21 protein-coding genes are annotated in these 20,926 nt (G+C 58.9%); 7 read left to right on the top strand and 14 right to left on the bottom strand.

Annotation, left to right across the window (positions count from 1 at the left end; all coding sequences use genetic code 11):
• Positions 1-30: 30 nt before the first annotated feature.
• A complete protein-coding gene (locus ACSBQV_RS03205) occupies positions 31-462 on the bottom strand; it encodes a DcrB-related protein (protein WP_099782990.1) in 432 nt (143 codons plus the stop codon).
• Positions 463-694: 232 nt separating this feature from the next.
• Between ACSBQV_RS03205 and ACSBQV_RS03200 the strand changes: the two genes are divergently transcribed.
• Positions 695-1,699 carry an alpha/beta fold hydrolase gene (locus tag ACSBQV_RS03200; protein WP_099782988.1) on the top strand — a complete coding sequence of 335 codons (1,005 nt, stop codon included), beginning with the start codon at positions 695-697 and terminating at the stop codon, positions 1,697-1,699.
• Between the two features lie 69 nt (positions 1,700-1,768).
• A complete protein-coding gene (locus tag ACSBQV_RS03195) occupies positions 1,769-2,419 on the top strand; it encodes a dihydrofolate reductase family protein (RefSeq protein WP_099782986.1) in 651 nt (216 codons plus the stop codon).
• Positions 2,420-2,460: 41 nt separating this feature from the next.
• Here the strand turns inward: ACSBQV_RS03195 and ACSBQV_RS03190 are convergent, their stop codons facing one another.
• A complete protein-coding gene (locus ACSBQV_RS03190; RefSeq protein ID WP_099782984.1) occupies positions 2,461-4,077 on the bottom strand; it encodes a serralysin family metalloprotease in 1,617 nt (538 codons plus the stop codon).
• A 411-nt stretch (positions 4,078-4,488) separates the two neighbouring features.
• Here ACSBQV_RS03190 and ACSBQV_RS03185 point away from each other — a divergent pair, with 411 nt between their 5' ends.
• Positions 4,489-4,842, top strand: coding sequence for a protease inhibitor Inh/omp19 family protein (locus tag ACSBQV_RS03185; protein WP_047575881.1), 354 nt, complete (start codon positions 4,489-4,491; stop codon positions 4,840-4,842).
• A 4-nt stretch (positions 4,843-4,846) separates the two neighbouring features.
• On the opposite strand, the gene ACSBQV_RS03180 is transcribed toward ACSBQV_RS03185, so the two are convergent.
• Together ACSBQV_RS03180 and ACSBQV_RS03175 are read right to left on the bottom strand one after the other, a co-directional pair.
• A complete protein-coding gene (locus tag ACSBQV_RS03180; RefSeq protein WP_046688471.1) occupies positions 4,847-5,368 on the bottom strand; it encodes a chromate transporter in 522 nt (173 codons plus the stop codon).
• Positions 5,365-5,931 carry a chromate transporter gene (locus tag ACSBQV_RS03175; RefSeq protein WP_048233682.1) on the bottom strand — a complete coding sequence of 189 codons (567 nt, stop codon included), beginning with the start codon at positions 5,929-5,931 and terminating at the stop codon, positions 5,365-5,367. Before ACSBQV_RS03175 ends, ACSBQV_RS03180 begins: the two co-directional genes overlap by 4 nt.
• Before the next feature lie 103 nt (positions 5,932-6,034).
• Between ACSBQV_RS03175 and ACSBQV_RS03170 the strand changes: the two genes are divergently transcribed.
• Positions 6,035-6,946, top strand: coding sequence for a LysR family transcriptional regulator (locus tag ACSBQV_RS03170; RefSeq protein ID WP_099782982.1), 912 nt, complete (start codon positions 6,035-6,037; stop codon positions 6,944-6,946).
• 290 nt (positions 6,947-7,236) lie between these two features.
• A complete protein-coding gene (locus ACSBQV_RS03165; RefSeq protein ID WP_099782980.1) occupies positions 7,237-8,406 on the top strand; it encodes a cupin domain-containing protein in 1,170 nt (389 codons plus the stop codon).
• A 122-nt stretch (positions 8,407-8,528) separates the two neighbouring features.
• Here the strand turns inward: ACSBQV_RS03165 and ACSBQV_RS03160 are convergent, their stop codons facing one another.
• The 4 genes from ACSBQV_RS03160 to ACSBQV_RS03145 form a co-directional block, all read right to left on the bottom strand.
• A complete protein-coding gene (locus ACSBQV_RS03160) occupies positions 8,529-8,939 on the bottom strand; it encodes a GNAT family N-acetyltransferase (RefSeq protein ID WP_099782978.1) in 411 nt (136 codons plus the stop codon).
• 271 nt (positions 8,940-9,210) lie between these two features.
• On the bottom strand, positions 9,211-10,176 hold the full coding sequence (locus ACSBQV_RS03155; protein WP_099782976.1) for a nucleoside hydrolase: 966 nt from the start codon (positions 10,174-10,176) through the stop codon (positions 9,211-9,213).
• Positions 10,173-11,228, bottom strand: coding sequence for an adenosine deaminase (gene add / locus ACSBQV_RS03150; protein WP_099782974.1), 1,056 nt, complete (start codon positions 11,226-11,228; stop codon positions 10,173-10,175). Before add ends, ACSBQV_RS03155 begins: the two co-directional genes overlap by 4 nt.
• Positions 11,229-11,717: 489 nt before the next feature.
• Entirely contained in the window at positions 11,718-13,061 is a 1,344-nt protein-coding gene (locus tag ACSBQV_RS03145) for an MFS transporter (protein ID WP_143557056.1), read from the bottom strand.
• Between the two features lie 84 nt (positions 13,062-13,145).
• Between ACSBQV_RS03145 and ACSBQV_RS03140 the strand changes: the two genes are divergently transcribed.
• Positions 13,146-14,060: an AraC family transcriptional regulator gene (locus ACSBQV_RS03140; protein WP_099818268.1), complete on the top strand. Its 915-nt coding sequence runs from the start codon at positions 13,146-13,148 to the stop codon at positions 14,058-14,060.
• Positions 14,061-14,099: 39 nt separating this feature from the next.
• Here the strand turns inward: ACSBQV_RS03140 and ACSBQV_RS03135 are convergent, their stop codons facing one another.
• From ACSBQV_RS03135 to ACSBQV_RS03110, 6 genes are all read right to left on the bottom strand, one after another.
• A complete protein-coding gene (locus ACSBQV_RS03135) occupies positions 14,100-15,563 on the bottom strand; it encodes an aldehyde dehydrogenase family protein (protein ID WP_434991410.1) in 1,464 nt (487 codons plus the stop codon).
• Positions 15,564-15,585: 22 nt separating this feature from the next.
• The gene (locus ACSBQV_RS03130) at positions 15,586-16,335 is read right to left on the bottom strand and encodes an SDR family NAD(P)-dependent oxidoreductase (protein WP_033634470.1); all 750 of its coding nucleotides are present in this window, start codon (positions 16,333-16,335) and stop codon (positions 15,586-15,588) included.
• A gap of 127 nt (positions 16,336-16,462) precedes the next feature.
• Positions 16,463-17,095: a LysE family translocator gene (locus ACSBQV_RS03125; protein ID WP_099782968.1), complete on the bottom strand. Its 633-nt coding sequence runs from the start codon at positions 17,093-17,095 to the stop codon at positions 16,463-16,465.
• Between the two features lie 67 nt (positions 17,096-17,162).
• The gene (locus ACSBQV_RS03120; RefSeq protein ID WP_168177257.1) at positions 17,163-17,978 is read right to left on the bottom strand and encodes an AraC family transcriptional regulator; all 816 of its coding nucleotides are present in this window, start codon (positions 17,976-17,978) and stop codon (positions 17,163-17,165) included.
• A gap of 167 nt (positions 17,979-18,145) precedes the next feature.
• Complete coding sequence (locus ACSBQV_RS03115) at positions 18,146-18,991, bottom strand: MBL fold metallo-hydrolase (protein ID WP_232095588.1); 846 nt, start codon at positions 18,989-18,991, stop codon at positions 18,146-18,148.
• A gap of 168 nt (positions 18,992-19,159) precedes the next feature.
• Positions 19,160-19,903, bottom strand: a complete 744-nt coding sequence (locus tag ACSBQV_RS03110) for an SDR family oxidoreductase (protein WP_099782966.1) — start codon at positions 19,901-19,903, stop codon at positions 19,160-19,162.
• Between the two features lie 110 nt (positions 19,904-20,013).
• Here ACSBQV_RS03110 and ACSBQV_RS03105 point away from each other — a divergent pair, with 110 nt between their 5' ends.
• The gene (locus ACSBQV_RS03105; protein ID WP_099783203.1) at positions 20,014-20,907 is read left to right on the top strand and encodes a LysR family transcriptional regulator; all 894 of its coding nucleotides are present in this window, start codon (positions 20,014-20,016) and stop codon (positions 20,905-20,907) included.
• The last annotated feature ends 19 nt before the right edge of the window (positions 20,908-20,926 follow it).

The following is a 20,926-nucleotide window of genomic DNA, read 5'->3' as shown; positions in this document are numbered from 1 at the left end:
GTAAGTTCCTTTTACGCAAAGAGTTCATCGTTAGGGCGCCCGGTAGCTGTTCAGCACCTGCTGCAGCAGCGCGTCGTCTTGCGGCGTCAGCTTGCGCGCCATCGCCAGGGTGAACACCAGCACCCGGCCTTCCGCCAGCGCGAACACCGCCTGGTTCTGCCAGATGCGTTTGCCGTCGCGCAGGTAGCTGGCGCGTACCCACTCACCGGCGGCCAGCCCATCGCCCAGCGACGCCGGCTCGCGGCTTTTGAACGCCCAACCTTTCAGCCCCTGCGCCAGCGCATCAAGCTGGCGAGTGACGTAGCTTTCCAGATTCTCCGCCGGCTGCAGCGCATCGCGGGAAATATTGACTGAGGGGGAAACATCGTCGCCGGCCAACAGCACGTTGACGGTGCGATCGGCATAGCCTTCCGGCAAAGCGACGCTGCCTTCGCTGAAAGCGCAGCGGGATAAAGCGGACATGCGAGGATCCTTTTGCATAAATAATGCTTAAGCATCGCATAACTTAGCCTTGAAATAAAACCATCAGATACAGCGAATGTTGCACGGCGTGACCCCGTTCACTGTGAAAAAGAGCGTTGTCGGAAACTTGCCGGGAATCAAACCTTAATATTACAGAATTATCTGAAACCACTGGCGCGCCGACGCGCCGATTGTGGCTATACTCGGCTATCGCCCTTTTCAGGAGATCAGGATGCTGAGATTAACCCGCCGCGCGCTGCTGTGCGCCACGCTGGCCGCGTTCACCGCCGGCGCCGCCGAAACGCCGAAATTCGGCCCGGAGCTGCAGGGCTTTCACTACCCCTACCCGTTGCAACAGTTCAGCTTCACCTCGCAGGGGCAGCCGTTAAAAATGGGCTATATGGACGTGCCGCCGGAAGGCGCCGCCAACGGCCGCACCGCGCTGCTGCTGCACGGTAAAAACTTCTGCGCCGCCACCTGGCAGGACACCATCAAGGCGCTGAGCAAGGCCGGTTACCGCGTCATCGCGCCCGATCAAATCGGCTTTTGCTCCTCCACCAAGCCGGCGCATTACCAGTACAGCTTCCAACAGCTGGCGCAAAATACCCACGGCCTGCTGCAGAATCTGAACATCAGCAAGGCCATCGTCATCGGCCACTCCACCGGCGGCATGCTGGCCACGCGCTACAGCCTGATGTATCCGCAGGGGGTGGAACGGCTGGTGATGGTCAACCCGATCGGCCTTGAGGACTGGAAGGCGAAAGGCGTGCCGTGGCGCAGCGTCGATCGGTGGTTCGAGCGCGAGCTGAACACCACCGCCGAGGGTATCCGTAACTATGAGCAGCGCACCTACTACGGCGGCCGCTGGAAGCCGGAGTACGATCGCTGGGTGGATATGCTGGCCGGGCTGAACAACGGGCCGGGCCACAGACTGGTGGCGTGGAACTCGGCGCTGATCTACGACATGATCTTCACCCAGCCGGTGTATTACGAGTTCAAGGATCTGCAAACGCCCACCACGCTGATGATCGGCACCGCCGACACCACCGCCATCGGCAGCGATATCGCCCCGCCGGCAGTCAAGGCCAAGATCGGGCACTACGCGGTGCTGGGCAAGCAGGCGGCGAAACTGATCCCGCACGCCACGCTGATCGAATTCGCCGGGCTGGGCCATGCGCCGCAAATGGAGGAGCCGGCGCGCTTCCATCAGGCGCTGCTCAAGGCGCTGCAACCCTGAACGGCCGGTTGGCGCAGCCGGCGCGCGGCGGCTAAACTTTCAGCTGGCACTCAATTGCAGGAGACAGCCATGCGACAGATTATTGCCAGCGCGTTCGTCAGCCTCGACGGCGTGATGCAGGCGCCCGGCGGGCAGGACGAAGACCGCAGCGACGGCTTTCGCTTCGGCGGTTGGACCGCCCCCTACTGGGATGACGCCGTCGCGGAAACAATGGGCGAACTTTTCTCTGCGCCTTTCGATCTGCTGCTCGGGCGGCGCACCTACGATATCTTCGCCGGCTACTGGCCGCATATCACCGACGAGGCCGACCCGTTTTCCGCCGATATCGCCCGCACGTTCAATCAGGCGGCCAAGTACGTCGCCACCCACCACGGCGAGACGCTGACGTGGGAGAACAGCCAGTGGCTGGGGCAAGACATCCTCGCCCGGCTGCGCGAGCTGAAGCGCACCCAGGGGCCGGTGCTGCTGGTGCAGGGCAGCAGCATGCTGATGCAACAGCTGCTGGCCAACGATCTGGTGGATGAACTGCGCTTGCTCACCTACCCGGTGCTGCTCGGTGGCGGCAAGCGGCTGTTCGATGACAACGCGGCGCCGGCGGCCTTCACGCTGACCCACTCGGTGGTCTCGCCCGGCGGCGTCATTGTGGCTCACTACCGCCGCGCCGGCGCGGTGAAAACCGGCTCTTTCGTGGCGGAAAGCGCCGCGGCGGCCCAGTCGTAAAAAAAGGGCCGGTCGGCCCTTTTCTCTTCCCCGTACTCACCTCAGGCAAACAAAATATCGCTCTGCTCCACCTGCCCGACCACGTGGATCTTGAAGTCGGCGGCATAGCTGTTGCTCTGGGTGTTCATCAACAGATCGGTGGTGCCGTTGAAGGCGTCGAAGTTGAGCTGGATCTCGCCTTTCTGGCCGCTGAAGGCGCTGCCGCTGTCGATAAAGCGCAGCTCGCTCAGGCTGTTGTTGAAGCGCAGGCCGGAGAGATCGATCTTGTCGATGCCGTGCTCGAAGTCTTCAATCACGTCGAACGCCGCCACCGTCGACTCTTTGGCGTTGAGATAGACGAAATAGTCGGTGAAGTTGTTGGCGTCTTTGCCGCCCCACAGATGGTCCGCCCCCCGCCCGCCGTACAGGATGTCGGAACCGGCGTTGCCCGCCAGCAGGTTGTCCTGATCGTTGCCGATGAGCAGATCGCGCCCGCTGCCGCCGATGGCGTTCTCGATGATCGCCCCGCGCGCGATGGCGACGTTCTGCGTGCCGCCGCCGACGCTGGAGAACGCGCCGTCGTTCAGGTTGATCATCTGCTGCTGGCTGTAGCCGGAGAAGTCCAGCGTGTCGTTGCCGCCGGCGTCCCACACCGCGAAGTTGACCGGTTTGCCGTTGTCCGCCGTGGCGGTCAGGAAATCACGGCCGCTGTTGGAGTTGAAGCCGTACACCGTGTCGCCGGTGCGGGTGTTCATGTTGGCGCCGTACAGTTTCTGGATCGCGGCGATGTCATCCACCATCGGCCCATAGCCATACACCCCTTTGGTGTCAGCGCCGGTGTAACCGGCGTTGAAATAGCTCATGATCGAGTATTGCAGCGAATCCTGATAATAAGCCGCGTCATTCTGGTAACTCGGGTTGCCTAACGATGCGTCATATGATCCCGGATGCGCCAGCCCCAGGGCATGCCCCAGTTCGTGGGTGAAGGTCTGGCTGCTGAAGTCGCCGCTAACCGGCGCCTTATGGGTGGCGAAATTTTTGTTGAACCACACCGTGCCCGCAAAGGCGTTATCGCTGCCCAATTCGGAACTCGGCGGGTAATAGGCGTAAGCGTTGATGGCATTCGGGCCGCTGCCGGCTGCGGTGCTGCCGTCGGCGCGCTGCGTGAAGTAGGCGAAGGTGATGTCCGCGCGGTGGTTGATATCGGTGGACGCCGCCTCGGTGAAGGTTACGTTCGCCACGTCGGCCCACGCCTGCATCGATTTCAGCGCCTGAGCCTGCGCCGCCTGGGTCAATGGCTGCAGCCCCTTGTCGCCGTCACCGGTCTGGCCGATGCGGTTCAGCGCGCTTTGCGTCAGGAAGGAATAGGTCAGCGCGACCGGCTGGTGATACACCTGGTCGCCGTTGTGCGTCAGGCCCGGCCGCGTCAACTGATCGGCGGCGCGATCGAAGCTGAAGTTATCGCGGATTTTACCCAAATTATTAATCGCCGCCCCGCCGCGCTGGTTGCTGTACAGGTTAGCGTTGTCCAGCGTGAACAGCGCGCCGTAGCCCAATCCGTCATAGGAGCTGCCGGGCTGGTGATAGTAAAACTGATAGTTATGATCGTTGGGGGATGTGGCGGCCAGGCTGGTGAACTCATCGTCATCTTGCAAAATGTCGTTGTGGCGACTGCTCATTGCATTCTCCTTTTACACACTAGGAATCCACTCGATTTGTAAGACTATTCATCAGTCGTTCTTATCTAAGCCGAGGCTTAGGATTGACCAGTATAGTGACTCACTCCGGCGGCGCGAGCCCGCCCAGCCTGGCTTCACCGCGCCGGGCGTTAAGAAGGAGATAACCATAACAATTTGTATTCTCACTATATTAATGAGAAAAATAAGCGCAATAACAGGTTAATCACTCGTCTTTTTGCGCGTTTTAGCGACGGTTAGATCAGAATAATCGAGGATTAAAAAACCTAATCCTTGCCTCATCATCCCGCCGGGAACGTGCTAAGGTGTGAACGGACAGCCGAAAGGAGTGACCCGATGCCAACCCATTTCCTTATGCGCGCCTTGCGTCGCGCCAGCCTGACAGGAGTCGTTATGAGCGTATTGTGCAGCAGTGCCCTGGGCAGTTCACTGCCGTTGCTGGAACCCGCCGCGCTGAAGGGTGACTGGCAGCTCGCCGCCATCGGCGACGGTAAAGCCGTCTGCGAGGTGCAGCTGAGCGACGAAGCGGTAGCCAACACCAACGCTTTCCGCTTCAGCGCCTCCGCCGAGTGCCTGCAGCCGCTGGCGCTGCACGCGCTGCCAGTCGCCTGGCGGCCGACGCCGGACGGCATGACGCTGACCGACGCCGAAGGGAGCATGGTGGCGTTTCTGGCCCTGACCGCGCCGAAGCGCTATGAGCTGATCGACCGCAACGGCCCTTCACGCTTTGTGCTGATCCCGCGCTAATCCTTCAGGCAAACAGCAGGCCGAGTAGCGCGCCGCCCGCCAGCACCCACAGCGGATGGAGGCGCTTGCTCATGCTCAATCCCGTCGCCAGCGCCACGATCGCCGCCAGCCGCCAATTGGGCGCGGAAGCCTCGGCGATCAAAAGGCCGCTGGCCACCACCAGCCCCACGGTCAGCGGCACCAGCCCGGCCTGCACGATGCGGCGCCACGGACGATCCTTAAAGCGCCGCCAGGCGCCCATCACCAATAGCGTAACGATGGAAGACGGCCCGAACTTGGCGATCGAAGAAACCAGCAGCCCCGCCCAGCCAGCCACGTGCCAACCGACCAGCGGTACGATCATCATGTTCGGCCCCGGCGCGGCCTGCGCCATGGCGAACAGCGCGCTGAACTCCTGGGCGCTCATCCACTGATGCACCTCTACCACCTGCCGCTGCATCTCCGGCAGAATGGTCATGCCGCCGCCGAACGCCAATAAAGAGAGCTCGGTGAAGATCAGCGCCAACGCCATCAACACCCCGCTCATGACGGCCACCGCCACATCAGCAACATGCTCAGCGGCGCCAGCACCAGCATGGTTGGCAACAGCGGCAGGCGCAGCCAGGCAATGGCGATCAGCGCCAGCGCGACGATCGCCAGCGCCGGCCATTTGCCGCGCAGCGGCAGCAGCATCTTGATCCCGGTCGAGAGCAGCAGCCCGGCGGCCGCAGCGGCCAGCCCGGCGAACACATGCTGCACATGGGGATCGTTTTGGAAGCGGGCGTACACCACGCCCAGTCCCACCACGATCGCCGTCGGCGCGCTGATGAGGCCCAGCAAGGCGCACAGCGCGCCGCGCAGCCCGCGAAATTCCATCCCCACCGCCACCGACAGGTTGATCACATTGCCGCCGGGCAAAAACTGGCACAGGCCGAGCAGCTCGGTGAACTGTTCCGCGTTCAGCCAGCGCCGGCGTTCCACCAACATGCTGCGCGCCATCGGCAGCACGCCGCCGAAGCCGATCAGCCCCAGCCACAGAAAGCCCAAAAACAGCGCCGCGTTGCCCGGCGCTGCCGCCGGGTGCGGTTTTAACGTATTGATATCTGACATGACATTGCCGTTCCACATCGCTTGTTTTGATGTCTGGTATCATGCGCGCCGCCGTGCCATGATGTCCAATGCATTCCGGAGCAACGAAAGATACCTTTGAGGTATGGCTATGATTGAACTGCGTCGCCTGCGGGCGTTCGTCACCGTGGTGGAAGAAGGCAACATCACCCGCGCCGCCGAGCGGCTGTTTATCCAGCAGCCGCCGCTGACCCGCCTATTGCAGGGGTTGGAAGAGGAATTGGGCGTGAAGTTGTTACAGCGATTGCCGCGAGGCGTGCGCGTCACCGAAGCGGGCGGCGTGCTGTTCGAAGAAGCCCGCGCCCTGCTGGCGCGCGCCGAACGCCTGCGCGAAGCGGTGCAGCGCGCCGCCCGCGGCGAGCAGGGCCACATCGCCATCGGTTTCACCAGTTCCGCCGCGCTGCACCCGTTCGTGCCCAACCTGCTGCGCCGCTACCGCGACATCCTGCCGGGCATCACCACTCAACTGGAAGAAGCCGGCAGCGGCGAACTGATGGAGGCGTTGCTGGAACAGCGCCTCGACGCCGCCTTCGTGCGCTCGCCGGCCAACGGCATTCCCGGCCTGAGCGTCGAGCCAGTGCTCAGCGAGCCGATGATCGTCGCCCTGCCGCTGGGCCACCGGCTGGCGCAAGAAACGCAGCAACCGCTGCCGTTGGCCGAACTGGCCCACGAGGCGTTTATTCTCTATCGCCGCCCGGCCGGCCAGGGGCTGTACGACGCCATCCTGGCCGCCTGCCACCGCGCTGGTTTCAGCCCGCGCATCGTGCAGGAAGCGCCGCGCCTGCCGGCCACCCTCAGCCTGGTGGGCGCCGGATTAGGGGTGTCAATCGTGCCCGGTTCCATGCGGCGGCTGGGCGGCGACGGCATCGTCTACCGCACCCTCGCCGCAGAAGCGCAGCTCAGCGCCCCGCTTTACCTGGCGCTGCGCCGCAGCCCGGCTTCGCCGATCGTCGAGCGCTTTCGTCAGCTGGTGCTGGAGACCGTGGGGCAGTCATGAAAAGCCCGAACGGCCAATAAAAAATGACGTTCGTTTATTATTTATTTAAGCCTGTGAGCGGTGAAAATTAATTCCAATCCATGACTATTCAACTTCCGGTTAATTAATTAAACCCGCTCTCACTTAGTAACAAACGCAAACAAATAAGCGCCTACCCAATAAATTCCAGCCACTAGGATTTAAGGGTCACCGCCTGTTCCCACCGATGACAAAAAATCATTTCAATGGCGATCGCGCCTTCCCTGTCGCCTGCCTCTGCGGGCGCACGGTTTTATATTGGAGAAAACGCTATGCTATCGCGTCGTGATATATTGAAAGTCTCCGCCGTCAGCGCGGCGGCCGCCGGCATGATCGGCGGCATCGCTAAAAATGCCGCTGCCGATGACCATCGCAATATCGTGCCTCCCAGCAGCTATCAGCCGCCTGCCGATGCACAGCATCTCTATAAGTACAAATTCACCGACAGCAAAAAGCGCAGCCTGCCCAACGGCTGGGCGCGCGAAGCCACCGTCGAGCAATTCCCGATCTCCGAAGGCGTGGCGGGCGTCGACATGACGCTGGAGCCGGGCGGCGTGCGTGAGCTGCACTGGCACGCCATCGCCGCCGAATGGGCGTTTATGCTCGAAGGCCATGCGCGCATCACCATCCTCGATCCCGAAGGCAAATGCGAGGTGGCGGATTTCGGCCCCGGCGACGTGTGGTATTTCCCGAAAGGCTATGGCCATTCCATTCAGGCGCTGGCGGACGGCGCGCATTTTATTCTGGCGTTTGATAACGGCCACTTCTCCGAATTCGGCACTTTCAGCATTACCGATTGGGTGGCGCATATGCCGAAAGAGGTATTGGAAAAAAGCGTCAACATGCCGGCGGCGGTATTTTCCAAGGCCAAACAGGGCGAAGCTTATATTGTCGGCGGCGCCGTTCCGCCCGCTCTGCCATTGCCGAAAAACGACGGCGGATTAAATAATGCCCCGCTGACCCACCGCTATGAATTAATGAAGCAAAAGCCGTTCTTTGAAAATGACGCCGGCAGCGTCCATTTGGTGTCGTCGAAAGAATTTCCCATTTCCACCACCATGACCGGCATCATCGAGATCGTGAAACCCGGCGCGATCCGGGAATTGCACTGGCACCCCAACGCCAACGAATGGCAATACTATATCGCCGGAAAGGGCCGCATGACGGTGTTCAGCTCGCACGGCCACGCACAGACGGAAGAGTACGCCCCTTCGGACGTCGGTTACGTGCCGCAGGGCTTCGGCCATTACATCGAGAACATCGGCGATGAGGATTTGAAGGTGCTGATCGTGATGGACAACGGCATTTATCAGGATATTTCGCTGTCCGACTGGCTGGCGAAAACCCCGGCCTACCTGCTGGCGGATAACTTCAACAATCAGGTTGAGGACTGGCAGGATCGGCCGAAAGACAAACGGGTCATGTCACGGCGCAGCCGCTGACGCCACGGCGAGGGAGAGACTCCCTCGCCATCCGTCACATCGGCCAAAGCGTCATATTTCATATTAAGAACAACACCTTGCTCTCAGTGAGTTAACCGAATTCCTTTTATAAAAAACAGATATTACAGTTGTTTGTTCAGATAGGAGCGTGTTATTTCATTGCCGCAATCCAACTCGCCAATCATTTGAAAACCCTGTTTCAGGTAGAAATTGGGCGCCTGAAAGCTAAACGTGTCCACGGAGACGCTGGCGCATCCCAACTGTCTGGCATGAGCCTCTGCAGCTTCCAGCAGACGGTGGCCTAAACGCCGGCCGCGCTGCGCTTCATCAATCCAAAGATAATGGATGTAAAAAACGGCCCCGTAAGACTCTGCATAAAGTCCCGCGATTATTTTCTCATCGCCGTCTTTATAATAAACACCATACTCGTGAGCATTTAATCCCATGAACTTTGAATTAAATCTATCGAGCTGGCCCTCCAGAAAGGAGCGTGCATCATTGTCATGATGCAACGTTAAATTTTCATTTTCCACAACATGTTCCGCATATATAAAATAAAAAAAGAAGATTGGTTAATACTTTATGGCTCGGCTTAATTCGGCAAAACGCATCAATAATCAGACTGTACAGGGGCAACACTGTACTCAACATGCGCTAAACAAATACCAAACGCATCCATCGATTTGGATTCGTACGCCTGCGGATCGTTAAATCCTACCCGATCTCTTGCCCCCTTCTTCAGTGCTCATTCAGAGGCCTCCGGAAAGGCCTCTTATACACTCAGACGTTGTCGATAGAGACGAATTACGCCAACGACAACAGCTTCGCGAGCAGCAACTCCGACATATTAATCTCGGTGCTTAATACCACATGGCAGTTGGCATCGGGCTGCGGCGGATAGTTCATATATCGCCCCCGCATATCGCACAGGGTTTGCCCGCGGCCTGGCCCGTCGGAATCATCGATCGTCACCTTCACGTTAGGCGCAAGGCAGGCGCCGATGCCCTGCACCGCCAACACCGCAGCCACCGGATCGTGCAGCGCGCAGGCTTTGCGGCCGTAGGTATTGATATAAAACTGGATATACCGTTCCAGCATTTGCCCTATCGCCTGCGCAAACCGGCTCTCGCCCGACAGCAGTTTGAGCCGATCCGCCTCTTCAAAGGTATGCGACATGGTGACATCAAGCGGCACCATCACGATATTCTTCATCGCCTTAAACACCATGGCCGCCGCCTCCGGATCGCAGGCAATATTCGCCTCCGCAACGGGCGTTCGGTTGCCGGGCGCCAGTGCCGCACCGCCCATGATCGTCAGCGTGCCGATAAGCTCTCCTAGCGCGGGCTCAAGCTGCAAGGCCTTGGCGATGTTGGTCAGCGGGCCGGTCGCCAAGATGTCCAGCTCCCCCGGGTGCGCTCTGGCCAGCTCAACCAGCAGCTCGGGGGCCGACAGCGGCGCCAGCTTGGCGTGTGAGGCTTCCAGCGCGATGTCGCCGATGCCGTTGTCGCCGTGTATATGCTGCACATCGCAAAGATACGCCTGGCGCAGGTAGTCCCGTTCCCCCACGGCGACGGGGATCGCGGGAAAACCGGCCAGGCGGGCAAGCTCCAGCGTATTTCTGGCTCCGGCATCGGCGGCGACGTTGCCGCAAACCGTGCCGATCGCCAGAATATCCACCTTGTCGCTTTCTGCAAGCAAATAGCCCAGCGCCATCGCATCATCGATGCCGGTATCGCAATCAAAATATAATTTTATTTTCTTCTCGCTCACCGCTTGTCTCCATTTTCTGTATTAAGAGAAGCAACCCAAGGGGCCATTTTCTTCCGATACGTCATTTTGGCCTCGTCGCCGGCAAAACTGGCGGCAAAAGCATTCAGGGCCACATCGACGATATCCTGGGTGGAAAATGCAAATTCGCTCTGACAGATCAGATATTCATCCACCAACGTGGTGTGCAATAAGACCGGGTCGTCGGTATTGATGGTCGCGATGACCCCGGCATCCCGCAGCCGGCGCAGCGGATGTTCCGCGTAGCCGGGATAGACGCCCAGTTTGATGTTCGAGGTCAGGCATACGCCGATGGGGATGCGCCGTTCAGCCAACAGCGCCACGACGGCCGGGTCGTCTATCGCCCGAACGCCGTGATCGATGCGGTCGGCCCCCAGCAGCAAGATGGCGTCGCGCACGCCCTCAGCGCCGCTGGACTCCCCGGCATGCACGGTTCGCTTCAACCCGGCCCTGCCCGCCTGGGCGAAAGCCTGCGCGAAACGCGCACCGCTGCCTTTGGTGACGGCCTCATTGCCATCGACGGACAGCGCGACCACTCTGGGGTGCCGCAGCGCGGTTAAAAAATCCACCAGCTCACTCGCCTCGGCGGCGGTTTGCCGGCGGAGCAAACTGACGCACAGCCCAACGGACGCCAATCCATCTTCTTCGGCCGCGCGCAAGCCGGCGTCAATCGCGTCGATCATGTCACCGAGCCTGCCGCGCCACGCTTTCCAATGGGTCGGGTTGAAAATCAGATCGGCGTACAGCCCGCCATCCCGCGACAGCCGTTGTGCATAGGAGTAGCTTAACTGCGCCAGGCGTTCACGGCTGCTCACCAGGCTGCAGGACCAATCGAGGAAATCGAGAAAGTCGGCAAGCCCGTTAAAATTCAGCAGCTCGTCCTGCTTTCTGGGCATCGGTATCCCCGAGGATAACGCCCATGCCGAGAGCTGTTCCGGCTCAAAGCAGCCCTCCAGATGCACATGCACTTCCGCCTTCGGCAGGGAAACCATCTGCGCTCGAGAGAGCGTGGTTTGGTTTACATTCCATTCCATAAAATGGCTCCCAAGGGGTATTTATGCAGGCCAACGAGCACGTTTTCGCGCACCGTGAGTGACGGCATGAGTGCGAAAGCCTCGCTGAAGAGGGAGTGAATGCGGTAAAAAACGCGGTGAGACGAGGAATGATCTAGGGTAAGCATCGCAATATGTTAATCCTGTAATGAGTCAGACGGCAGGCCATCCAAAAATTCATCAACAGGTCAGTAACCTATGCGTGAGGCAACCGGTGAAGGCGGACATGCCTCTCATCACCGAAGCCGGCACGGCATCACCCCATCCTCACTGCAACGCCCGATTTCCGTGGGCGCCGGCAAAAAAAGTATGGGGCCGTTCTCTTACCTGAACCTATGTAGAACATGGCGTGTTAACCGCAGATTGTTCGCCGGGCATGCGCGGCAATCGCCAGCAATCAGCGCCAAAACACGCCGCCAAGCTTATGGAAGCCAGGGGGGCTTGTAAAGCCCTTCCCCAACGCCGGAAACGTCAGGCCTTTCTCAGCAACAGCGCCCACAGCGCCAACATGGCAAAGGTGATGTATATCGCCATAAAAAGGACAATGGCGGCGAACAAGGCGCTCACTACCCCTATTTCATCCGCCAGCCAACCTGCGGCCGGCGGCATGATATTGAACAAATAAACGATAAAGTAAAACTTCGACACCGCGTTCCACCCAGGCGCCGCAAGCGAGAGCTTATTGACCAGGATGGCTCCGCCCACAAAAACCGCGCCGTACGAGAAGCCGGACAGCGCCAGACTCACCGCTGCGGTGGCTACAGAACCGCTCTCAAGCGCCATGGTCATCATCACCATGGAGAAAACCTGCGCAATCAGCCCTAGTACCAAAGAAAACTCAGGCTTCAGAAAACGCGGGATCGTGAACTGCACCACGCCGGCCACCAGTAAATAACCGGTGGCGATATAGCCAAAGCCCGCGGGTGACTGGAGCCCGAAGACCCGGATCGCGGCCGTCGGCCCCAGCGACAGGATCAGCGCGGCGTATGACCAGGAGATAAACACGCACAGCGCAAGCAGATAGAACAGCGGTTGGCTAAAACCGGCGCCCTTTTCTGCCGTTTTCGTGTCCGCAACGCCGAGGGTAGGCAATCCTTTCTTCGGCCAAAGCAGGACGATGGCGATCGCGGAGAGGAAAACCAACGCGGCGATGGTCACCGCCGGCGAAGTGAGCGGGTAAAACGCCAGCTGGGCGTAAACGCTGCTGATCACCGGGCCCAGCGCCAGGCCGGTCACCAAAGCCAGGCTGCCCAACAGCGCGGCGCGTTTGGCGCTGTCGCCGCGGCTGACGTTGATCAACAAGATGTTGATGATGGCCGTGGCCGTACCGGCCCCTAAACCGGACATAAACCTGAACAGGCACAGCGCCTGCAAAGAACGAGCAAAGGAAAAGCACAGCGTAGGCACCACCACCACCATCAGCGACACCACCACCAGCAGCCGGGCATTTTTATCGGTGATGGTGAGCCTGCGTGATAAAAACAAGGCCAGCAATACGCCAAACCCGTAGGAAGAGAAAATGAAGGTCAGGTCGATATTACTCAGGCCAAGGGTTTCTTGATAGAGGGGATATAACGGCGTAGGAGAGCCGCTGTTCAACAAGATAAAAAATAAAGCGATCGTCAACGCCGCCAATAGGCTCACCTGGCTGCGGTTTGTCTGGTCAGAAGTCATTATGCCACCATCATGGAAAATACCGATCGTAGCACCCGACCGGATCGCGAACTTTCGCGTTCGCACTTTTTTTCTTATCGTTCGGACAGGACGGCGGGATAGCCTGTACACCGGCTGGCGCCTCACCCATAATGCGTTCACCTCGCCGCACTGCCGGGGTCATGCATAACCCTGGCGCAATAGCGACTATGCTCAACAGTAAATGCATCAGACAAGCAGGTAATAATGGATCCGTTATCCGATATTGTTTCCAGGCTAAAAATCAGCAGCCAGAAAATTGTGACGTTTGACATGAGCGCCAATACCAAAGCGCTGTTTCCCGACTATTCCGGGATGAAAATTTATATCGCCAAGCGCGGATCTTTTTTCATTAAACTGGCGGGCGACGCCAACAGTTACCCAATTGAACAAGGCGATGTGCTGATTTTATCCAGCGGGCGCGAATTCAGCATTTTTGATAACCCTAACGCGCCGGCCATCGATATAACAAAAATTCACGTGATGAAAGACCGCTCATCCTGCTTCAGCAACGGCGGGTGCGATTTCTCCTTTGTGGGTTGCCGCTTCGTATTTCAGATCAACGATACCTTCCGCTTTATCACCAGCCTGCCCGAACCCATCGTGATCAAAACGCAGCGGGAGGAGAACGCCGGCATCAAGGATTTCCTGAGCCGTCTCTCGTCGGAGATAGAAACGCCAGGCCCGGGCAGTGAACTTATCACCGAGCATCTGCTGCAGATCATTTTGACGCAGGCGCTGCGCATGCTGCTCTCTTCCGGCGCGCTCGGCCGCGGCGAGGGCTGGTTTTACGCGATGGCGGACAAACATATTGGCCTGGCGCTGACCCGCATACACGACCAGCCAGGCAGAAAATGGCGCCTGGACGAGCTCGCCGGCGTGGCCGGCATGTCGCGCACCGCCTTTACTACCCGATTCAGAAAGCTGGCCGGCTACAGCGTCAACGAATACATTCGCATCTGGCGTTTTAGCCTGGCCATCGAGCGAATGGTCGCCAATAAAGAAAAAATATCCCAGATCGCCTTTGACCTGGGATATGAATCGGAAAGCGCTTTCAGCACCGCGTTCAAGAAAAGCATGGGCGCGTCGCCAAGGAGTTATATCGGCAGCCATACCCCCTGAAGCGGCCAACGGGGGCACGTCCCTGTGCCGATCTTATCCTTATTCTGCAAACCAGACCGCGGGCAGATCCGTCTGCAGCGTGATGGTTTTTATCTGCGTGTAGGCATTGAGCGTTTCCTTGCAGAACTCGCGGCCGATCCCGCTGTTCTTGTAACCGCCGAACGCGGTGCCATCGGTAATGTTCGAGTAGCGGTTGATCCAAACGGACCCGGCTTCCAGCCGGTCTGCGGTGACCAGGGCGTTTTTCAGGCTGCGGGTGTAGATCCCCGACGCCAGCCCATATTCGCTGTCGTTAGCCTGGGCGATCATTTCGTCGTAGTCTGACCATTTGATCAGCGTCAGCACCGGCCCGAAAATTTCTTCCTGGCAAATGCGCATGCCATTTTCCGCAGCAAAAATCGTCGGCTCAATGAAGTAACCGTGCTCGCAGCCGGCGACGGCGCGGCGCTTGCCGCCGGTCAGCAGGGTGGCGCCCTCCTCGAGGCCAGTCTGAATATAAGCCAGCACTCGCTTGCCCTGCTTCTCAGAAACCAGGCAGCTGACCCGGGATTGCTCGGCCAGCGGTGAACCGACGCGCACCCGTTCGAAAGCCGTCACCAGTTTGGCGCTGAAACGGTCGTAAATGTCCGCGTGGACGAACAGCCGGGTGCCCGCCAGGCAGGACTGACCGTTATTGTGGATGGCGGCAAAGGTCACGTTGTCCACCACCGCGTCCAGGTCTTCGATGTCCGGGAACACAATATTGGGGCTCTTCCCGCCCAGCTCCAGCGTGACGGGCACCAGCCGCTCCGCGGCGGCCTTGGCCACCCGCTTGCCCACCTCCGTGCTGCCGGTGAACGAAAGCTTGCGCACCTTGCGGTTGCCGGTCAGCGCCGCCCCCGCCACGCTCCCCAGCCCGGTAATGATATTGACGACGCCGGCAGGGAAAATGTTGGCGATCATCTTGCCCAGCTCCAGCGTAGAGAGCGAGGCGTTTTCATCGGCCTTCAGCACCACCGTGTTGCCGGTCACCAGCGCCGGCGCCAGCTTGAACGCCGCCATGATCGCCGGCGCATTCCAGGGGATAATCTGCCCGCAGACGCCGAGCGGCTCCCGTTTCGCCAGACTGTAGCCGTCCGCGATGCTTCTGCCGCTGTCTTCGTGCCCCATGACAACCGCGGCGAAATAGCGATAGTGTCTGACCGCCGTTTGATAATCGCGGCGCACTTCGCTGATACAGCGGCCCACATCCCGCGCGTCGATTTGCGCCATTCTTTCCAGATCGCTTTCCAGCACATCCGCCAGCTGCGCCACCAGGCGGGCGCGGACCTGCTGCCCTAATGCCTTCCAGGCGGGGAAAGCCGCTTCCGCCGCCAACACGGCGCGCTCGACGTCCCGTTCGTTGCAGTAGTGCAAATCCGCCAGGCGCTCCCCGGTCGAGGGGGAAATAACGGGATGAATGTCCGTGCCATCCAGTTCGAATACGCCGTTAATCAGTGGCCCGTAGGCTTTATCTAATGTCATTTCTGTTCCATTCTTCGCTAAATTAATGCAAACCGCCGCCGACGATCAGGCTCTCGCCGGTCACCCAACCCGCCTCGTCAGAGGCGAGATAGGCCACGGCCGGGGCGATATCCTCCGGTGTGCCGATGCGCCCCAGCGGGGTGATGGATTCAATGTGCGTTTTAAAATCGGTATCGAAAAAGCCGCTGTCATGCACGCCTTCCGTGATGACTAAGCCAGGATTGACCGCATTGACCCGGATTTTGCGCCCGCCAAGCTCGTTGGCCAGCGTCTTGGTGATCGAATCGACCGCGGCTTTGGAAGCGGTATAAACCAGCGAATTGGCCGGCGTAAACGAGGTCACGCTGGAGCTGATATTGACGATGCTGCCGCCCGATTCAGGCATGGCGGCGACCGCCGCCTTGCAGCAATAAATCAGCCCTTTGACATTTAAATTGAAGTGCCTTTCATATTCCGCGTCGCTGAATGCTTCCAGGCTATTGGTGGCATAAACCCCGGCATTATTGACCAGCACGTCCAGGCGACCATACTGCTCGACAATGTTTTGCATCAGGCCGTTGACTTCGGCCTCAATGCCGACATTGGCCTGCAGCGGAAAAGCGACGCCGCCCTGCTCATTGATCTCTTTAACCAACCGGTTGGCATCTTCACGCCCGCGGGAATAGTTAATGAAAACCACGGCGCCTTCCGCCGCCAGGCGTTTAGCAATGGCTGCGCCAATTCCCTTTGAACTGCCCGTCACCAGGGCAACTTTATTTTCAAAGCGTTTCATTCGTCATTCTCCTCAGTGTCTGTGAAACTCGGGAGAAGATTACGGTAAATGCTCGCCGAGCAGCATAGCGGGGCGAACATAAAACCTTATCGAACGAACAACTTTGCCCAAAAGAGAAGTGGCATTTTTAGAGTAAACGCGCGGCCAAAATGGTGCAGGCTAATAACAGAATGACGCCACCGAAGCATTTATTGATATAAATCCCGATGACCGGACGCCGTTTTATCCTCAGCGCGATCTTTCCCGCCAGAAATACCAGGGGAACTTCAATCAGAAACATGATGACGATGAGTTCAATGCCTAATATCAGCATCTGCATTCCCGGCCTGCCCGCCTCCACTCGAATAAACTGCGGAATAAACGCCAGCATGAAAATAATGGCCTTGGGGTTAAGCAGGTTGGTCAGCAATCCTTGCGAATAGAGCCTTTTGCCGCTTTTGCGCTCGCCGTGGCTTTCCAGGCCAATCGCATTTGCCTGGGTAAAAATGCTCAACCCAACCCACATGATGTACAGCGCGCCGCCGATGACAAAAAGCTGATACAACAGCGGCGAAGAGGCGATCAGCGCCGTGACGCCGGCAATCGCAAAACAGACATGGCATATCACCCCGGTGACCGCACCCAATACGGTAATCAGCCCCGCTTTCGTTCCCTGGCTGACGGCGTTGGACAATGCGCAAAGCATATCGGCGCCGGGAATAAGCGTTAAGGCGGCGGCCGAAAGGGCAAATAAACCCAGCGTGGATAATTCGATGACCATGATTTTCTCGCGTCGTAAATAGGCGCATTGTCGGCCCCCATAAGTCAGCGAGATAGAACGATATTGCTCAAATGCAGCGATCGCGATAGCCGCGCGGCGTCACGCCGTAACTCGACTTGAACGCCCTGCCCAGGTGCGACTGATCGGCGAACCCGCAGGCGATGGCGATTTCCGCGATGTCGCCGCCCCGGGATAGCAAGGCCTTCGCCTGCTGCAACCTAAGCTGCCGCTGATAGCGACTCGGCGACAAGCCGAATGTTGCCGAGAACTGGCGGCAAAGGTGAAACCTGGACAGACCGGCGGCCTGCGACAGCCTCTCCAGACGCACTTCCCGCGCCGGGTTATCGTGCAGATACTCTTTCGCCCTGCGCAAGCCCGGTGCGATGCCGGCGTCTGCCAATGGCGCGCGCCGCGGGGAACACACCACCAGCAGATCCGCCACACAGTGGCTCCAGGCCACCTCCTGGTCGAAACGGCTGGATTGCGCCGCGGTCAATACCGTCGCGGCCTCACACAGCCGGTTGGCGAAAGGCGCATGGTCGATATGCTTCCCCTTCACTGCCGGCGGCAGAGGCATCTCCATGTTTTCCGCCGCGTCCAGCAGCATCTCGTGGCTGGGGTAAAACATGAAATAATGGCATCCCTCTTCTCCCAGCACCGTCCCGGCATGCATCTGCCCCGGCGCGATGAGGCTGACTTGCCCGCTGCTGACGATACCGTCGGCATCGCCTTTGGCGCTGTTGTTATTGGCGCCGCGCAGGACAACGCCAATCGACCAGGTATCATGCCAATGCACGTCAAACCGATGGTCTGAAAAGTCCGCGACGAGCAGTTCAAGCCCGCCCAATGCGTCAAAACGATGCATAAATGCCGAATTGCCCATCCTCTTTTACCCGTTTGCCGGTTATCCACAGCGGCCAAAATAACACACAACGTACCGTGTGAAAGCCCTGCGCTCTGCACGGAAGCGGCTTTCTGAACGTCGGCAAAAAGGGGCCGCCTGGCCCCTTCACATTATTCGTCTGCCTTCTTGCCTTGCTCTCATGCCGATTAATGTGGATTCATCGCGCCATAGTTCAACGGCTGCCAGTCGTAACCTTTCCCTTGTTTATTGATGTAGCCAAGGCCCGGGAAAGACAAATGCGCCCCTGCGACCAGCGCCCTTTGCTGCGCGAGGTCATCGAACAGCCGCTTGCGCTGCGCAACGGCGGCGGGGACGTCGATGTCATAGGCGATGGCGACATTCGGATCGGGAAACTGCACCGAGCCGACGTGGATCATATCCCCCAGAATCACCATCTTTTGCCCTTTGCTTTCGACGGCGAACACGCTGTGCCCTGGCGTGTGCCCACGCGTATCGATAGCCGAAATGCCCGGGGTGAGCACCTGATTGCCTTCAAACGTTTTGAGTTTCCCCGCCGTGGCGTAAGGCTGCAATGAGGCGATGGCGGCATCGAAGAAACGTTTATCTTTCTCTTCCGCCTGCCGTTTTTTCTCTTCGCTCAGCCAAAAAGCGACTTCGTCTTTTTCCACCCAGACGGTGGCGTTCGGGAAGGCGAGACGCTTGTCCGCCATCAACCCGCCCACATGGTCGGGATGCAGGTGCGTTAAATAAATCTCATCCACCTGCTCCGCCTGATAGCCGGAAGCGTTCAGGTTTTTCATCATTTTGCCCAGCGCTTCGCCATGCAGCGCGCCGGTGCCGGCATCAACCAGAACCAGTTTGCTTCCGGTATTGATCAGGTAGGCGTTCACCGAGGTCGGCAACGGTAGCGACAGGTTGTTGGCCGCCATCGCCTTTTCAAGCTGCTGCGGCCGGGTGTTGATCAAGATTTTATCGGCGGGCATCGGGCTGATGCCGTCAGACAGGGCCGTCACTTCCACATCGCCCAGCATGATCCGGTAAAACCCGGGATTGTCTATTGTAGAAAAAGGCGCCGCGGCCATTGCAGCGGCAGAAAAAGCGGCGAAAAAGGCGCCAATAAGCAGATTGCGACGCATAGAAAACCTCATAACGATAAGAAGATACGGCTAAAAGCCCTGCTGGGAATGCCCCCTGGCGATTTAAAACTCCTGCACGGTCGGCCTGATGACAATCTCACTCACGTCCACATCCGAAGGCTGCTCGATCGCATAGGCGATGGCGCGCGCGATGGCATCGGCAGAAATTGCCTGGCTCTGGTAGAGTTCGCCGACGGCCTGCAAACTTTCCGCGTGCGAACTGCCCTGTTTCAGTTCGGTGTCGATCAGGCCGGGGGCGATCGTCGTGGTTCTGATCTTCCCGCCGACTTCGTGACGCAAACCTTCGGCGATCGCGCTGACCGCGAATTTGGTGCCGCTATAGACCGTGCCGCCGGGGCTGAACACCTTCTTGCCGGCAATGGAGGAAATGGTGATGTAATGACCGAATTGCTGCTTTTCGAACAGCGGCAAGGTTGCCGCGATGCCGTACAGCACGCCTTTCACATTGATATCGATCATCCGTTCCCATTCATCGACCTTTACGGCACTCAGCGGTGCGATTGCCATCAGCCCCGCGTTGTTGACCAGGACATCAATCTTGCCAAACTGCCTGACGGCCTGGGCGATCATCGCTTCGACCTCCTGGCGCTTCGTCACATCCACCTGCAGCGCCAACGCGGTGCCGCCGTCGCCAACGATTTGCCGAACCAGCGCATCAAGACGATCTTTCCTGCGCGCCGCCACCACCACCGTCGCCCCTTGCGCGGCCAGATGTAATGCGGTCGCCTCGCCCAGCCCGCTGCTGGCGCCGGTAATCACCACCACTTTGCCTGAAATACGGTTCATTTCTCGTTCCTCTTGTTAGGGTCAGTGCGAATACTTTATCCGCCGTTTCCGCCCGGTAAATGGAAGTGTTATGCTTTGAGAATTCCATTTTTTGGAACAAAGAGGTCAACATGCAAAACAGACAAGAAGCCTTGCGCATTTTCTGCGCCGCCGCCGAGGAGATGAACTTTAAACACACGGCGACCAGGCTCGGCATTTCCCCGCAAAAAGTGACCCGAGCCATCAAAGAGCTCGAGTCGGTGCTCGGTGAGCAGCTGTTCCACCGTAATACCCGCAGCGTGAAGATCACGGATTTCGGCCTCGGTTTTCTTGAGCAGGCCAAAACGGCGATGGATCAGTTGAACAGGCTGTTTCAGCCGCAGGGGAAAGCGGCGGAAGATCTCGGCGGCGTGGTGCGCATTACGGCGCCGCATACCTATGGCAGCGAGGTCGTCATGCCGATACTGGCGGAATTCGCGCGCCAGTATCCTGCGATTACGATCGAGTTCCACCTGTCGAATATCCACAGCGATCTGGTCGAAGAAAGAATTGATATCGGCATTCGCATCGGCTTTCTGCACGACCAAACCTGTATCGTTCGCCAGCCCAGAACCATGCCTTTCCATCTGGTTGCCTCGCCGACGCTGCTCGATCGCCTGCCGCCGCCGGAGCAGGTAGACCAACTCGCCCATCTGCCGATTGTCGCGCTGGTGAACCGCAAGACCGGGCGCTACTGGCCCTGGGAATTTAGCCAAAAACGTTATCTCTACCCGAAGTCCGCCGCCTTCGTCACCGACACGCCCGATATAGAGCGTAAAGCGGTGCTCGCCGGTTTAGGCTTTGGCCAACTGGCCGGGTATTTGGTTGAAAAACACCTCGCTGCGGGTGAGCTGGTAGCCGTTCTGCCGGGCGACGCCCCGCCGCCCTGGCCGGTCAACCTCTATCATACGCATCAGCACGCCTGCCCGGCGCGCGTGCGCGTGGTCTTTGATTATCTTTTCAATCAATTAAGCCAGGGCGATTAACCGCGGCTCACCTACAGAC

Origin of the sequence: Serratia sp. B501, assembly GCF_051172315.1 — a bacterium.
Lineage (GTDB): Bacteria > Pseudomonadota > Gammaproteobacteria > Enterobacterales > Enterobacteriaceae > Serratia > Serratia ureilytica.
The sequence above is the reverse complement of the archived record's forward strand: the minus strand, read 5'-3'. Positions and strand labels throughout refer to the sequence as shown.

What these genes read in the sequence shown, in the direction of transcription:
- ACSBQV_RS03105 (WP_099783203.1), top strand. Translation starts at nt 20,014, where the DNA reads ATGCAAAACAGACAAGAAGCCTTGCGCATTTTCTGCGCCGCCGCCGAG.
- ACSBQV_RS03110 (WP_099782966.1), bottom strand. Translation starts at nt 19,903, where the DNA reads ATGAACCGTATTTCAGGCAAAGTGGTGGTGATTACCGGCGCCAGCAGC.
- ACSBQV_RS03140 (WP_099818268.1), top strand. Translation starts at nt 13,146, where the DNA reads ATGGATCCGTTATCCGATATTGTTTCCAGGCTAAAAATCAGCAGCCAG.
- ACSBQV_RS03205 (WP_099782990.1), bottom strand. Translation starts at nt 462, where the DNA reads ATGTCCGCTTTATCCCGCTGCGCTTTCAGCGAAGGCAGCGTCGCTTTG.
- ACSBQV_RS03190 (WP_099782984.1), bottom strand. Translation starts at nt 4,077, where the DNA reads ATGAGCAGTCGCCACAACGACATTTTGCAAGATGACGATGAGTTCACC.
- ACSBQV_RS03115 (WP_232095588.1), bottom strand. Translation starts at nt 18,991, where the DNA reads ATGCTGGGCGATGTGGAAGTGACGGCCCTGTCTGACGGCATCAGCCCG.
- ACSBQV_RS03185 (WP_047575881.1), top strand. Translation starts at nt 4,489, where the DNA reads ATGAGCGTATTGTGCAGCAGTGCCCTGGGCAGTTCACTGCCGTTGCTG.
- ACSBQV_RS03195 (WP_099782986.1), top strand. Translation starts at nt 1,769, where the DNA reads ATGCGACAGATTATTGCCAGCGCGTTCGTCAGCCTCGACGGCGTGATG.
- ACSBQV_RS03200 (WP_099782988.1), top strand. Translation starts at nt 695, where the DNA reads ATGCTGAGATTAACCCGCCGCGCGCTGCTGTGCGCCACGCTGGCCGCG.
- ACSBQV_RS03175 (WP_048233682.1), bottom strand. Translation starts at nt 5,931, where the DNA reads ATGTCAGATATCAATACGTTAAAACCGCACCCGGCGGCAGCGCCGGGC.
- ACSBQV_RS03125 (WP_099782968.1), bottom strand. Translation starts at nt 17,095, where the DNA reads ATGGTCATCGAATTATCCACGCTGGGTTTATTTGCCCTTTCGGCCGCC.
- ACSBQV_RS03180 (WP_046688471.1), bottom strand. Translation starts at nt 5,368, where the DNA reads ATGAGCGGGGTGTTGATGGCGTTGGCGCTGATCTTCACCGAGCTCTCT.
- add (WP_099782974.1), bottom strand. Translation starts at nt 11,228, where the DNA reads ATGGAATGGAATGTAAACCAAACCACGCTCTCTCGAGCGCAGATGGTT.
- ACSBQV_RS03130 (WP_033634470.1), bottom strand. Translation starts at nt 16,335, where the DNA reads ATGAAACGCTTTGAAAATAAAGTTGCCCTGGTGACGGGCAGTTCAAAG.
- ACSBQV_RS03165 (WP_099782980.1), top strand. Translation starts at nt 7,237, where the DNA reads ATGCTATCGCGTCGTGATATATTGAAAGTCTCCGCCGTCAGCGCGGCG.
- ACSBQV_RS03120 (WP_168177257.1), bottom strand. Translation starts at nt 17,978, where the DNA reads ATGGGCAATTCGGCATTTATGCATCGTTTTGACGCATTGGGCGGGCTT.
- ACSBQV_RS03135 (WP_434991410.1), bottom strand. Translation starts at nt 15,563, where the DNA reads ATGACATTAGATAAAGCCTACGGGCCACTGATTAACGGCGTATTCGAA.
- ACSBQV_RS03170 (WP_099782982.1), top strand. Translation starts at nt 6,035, where the DNA reads ATGGCTATGATTGAACTGCGTCGCCTGCGGGCGTTCGTCACCGTGGTG.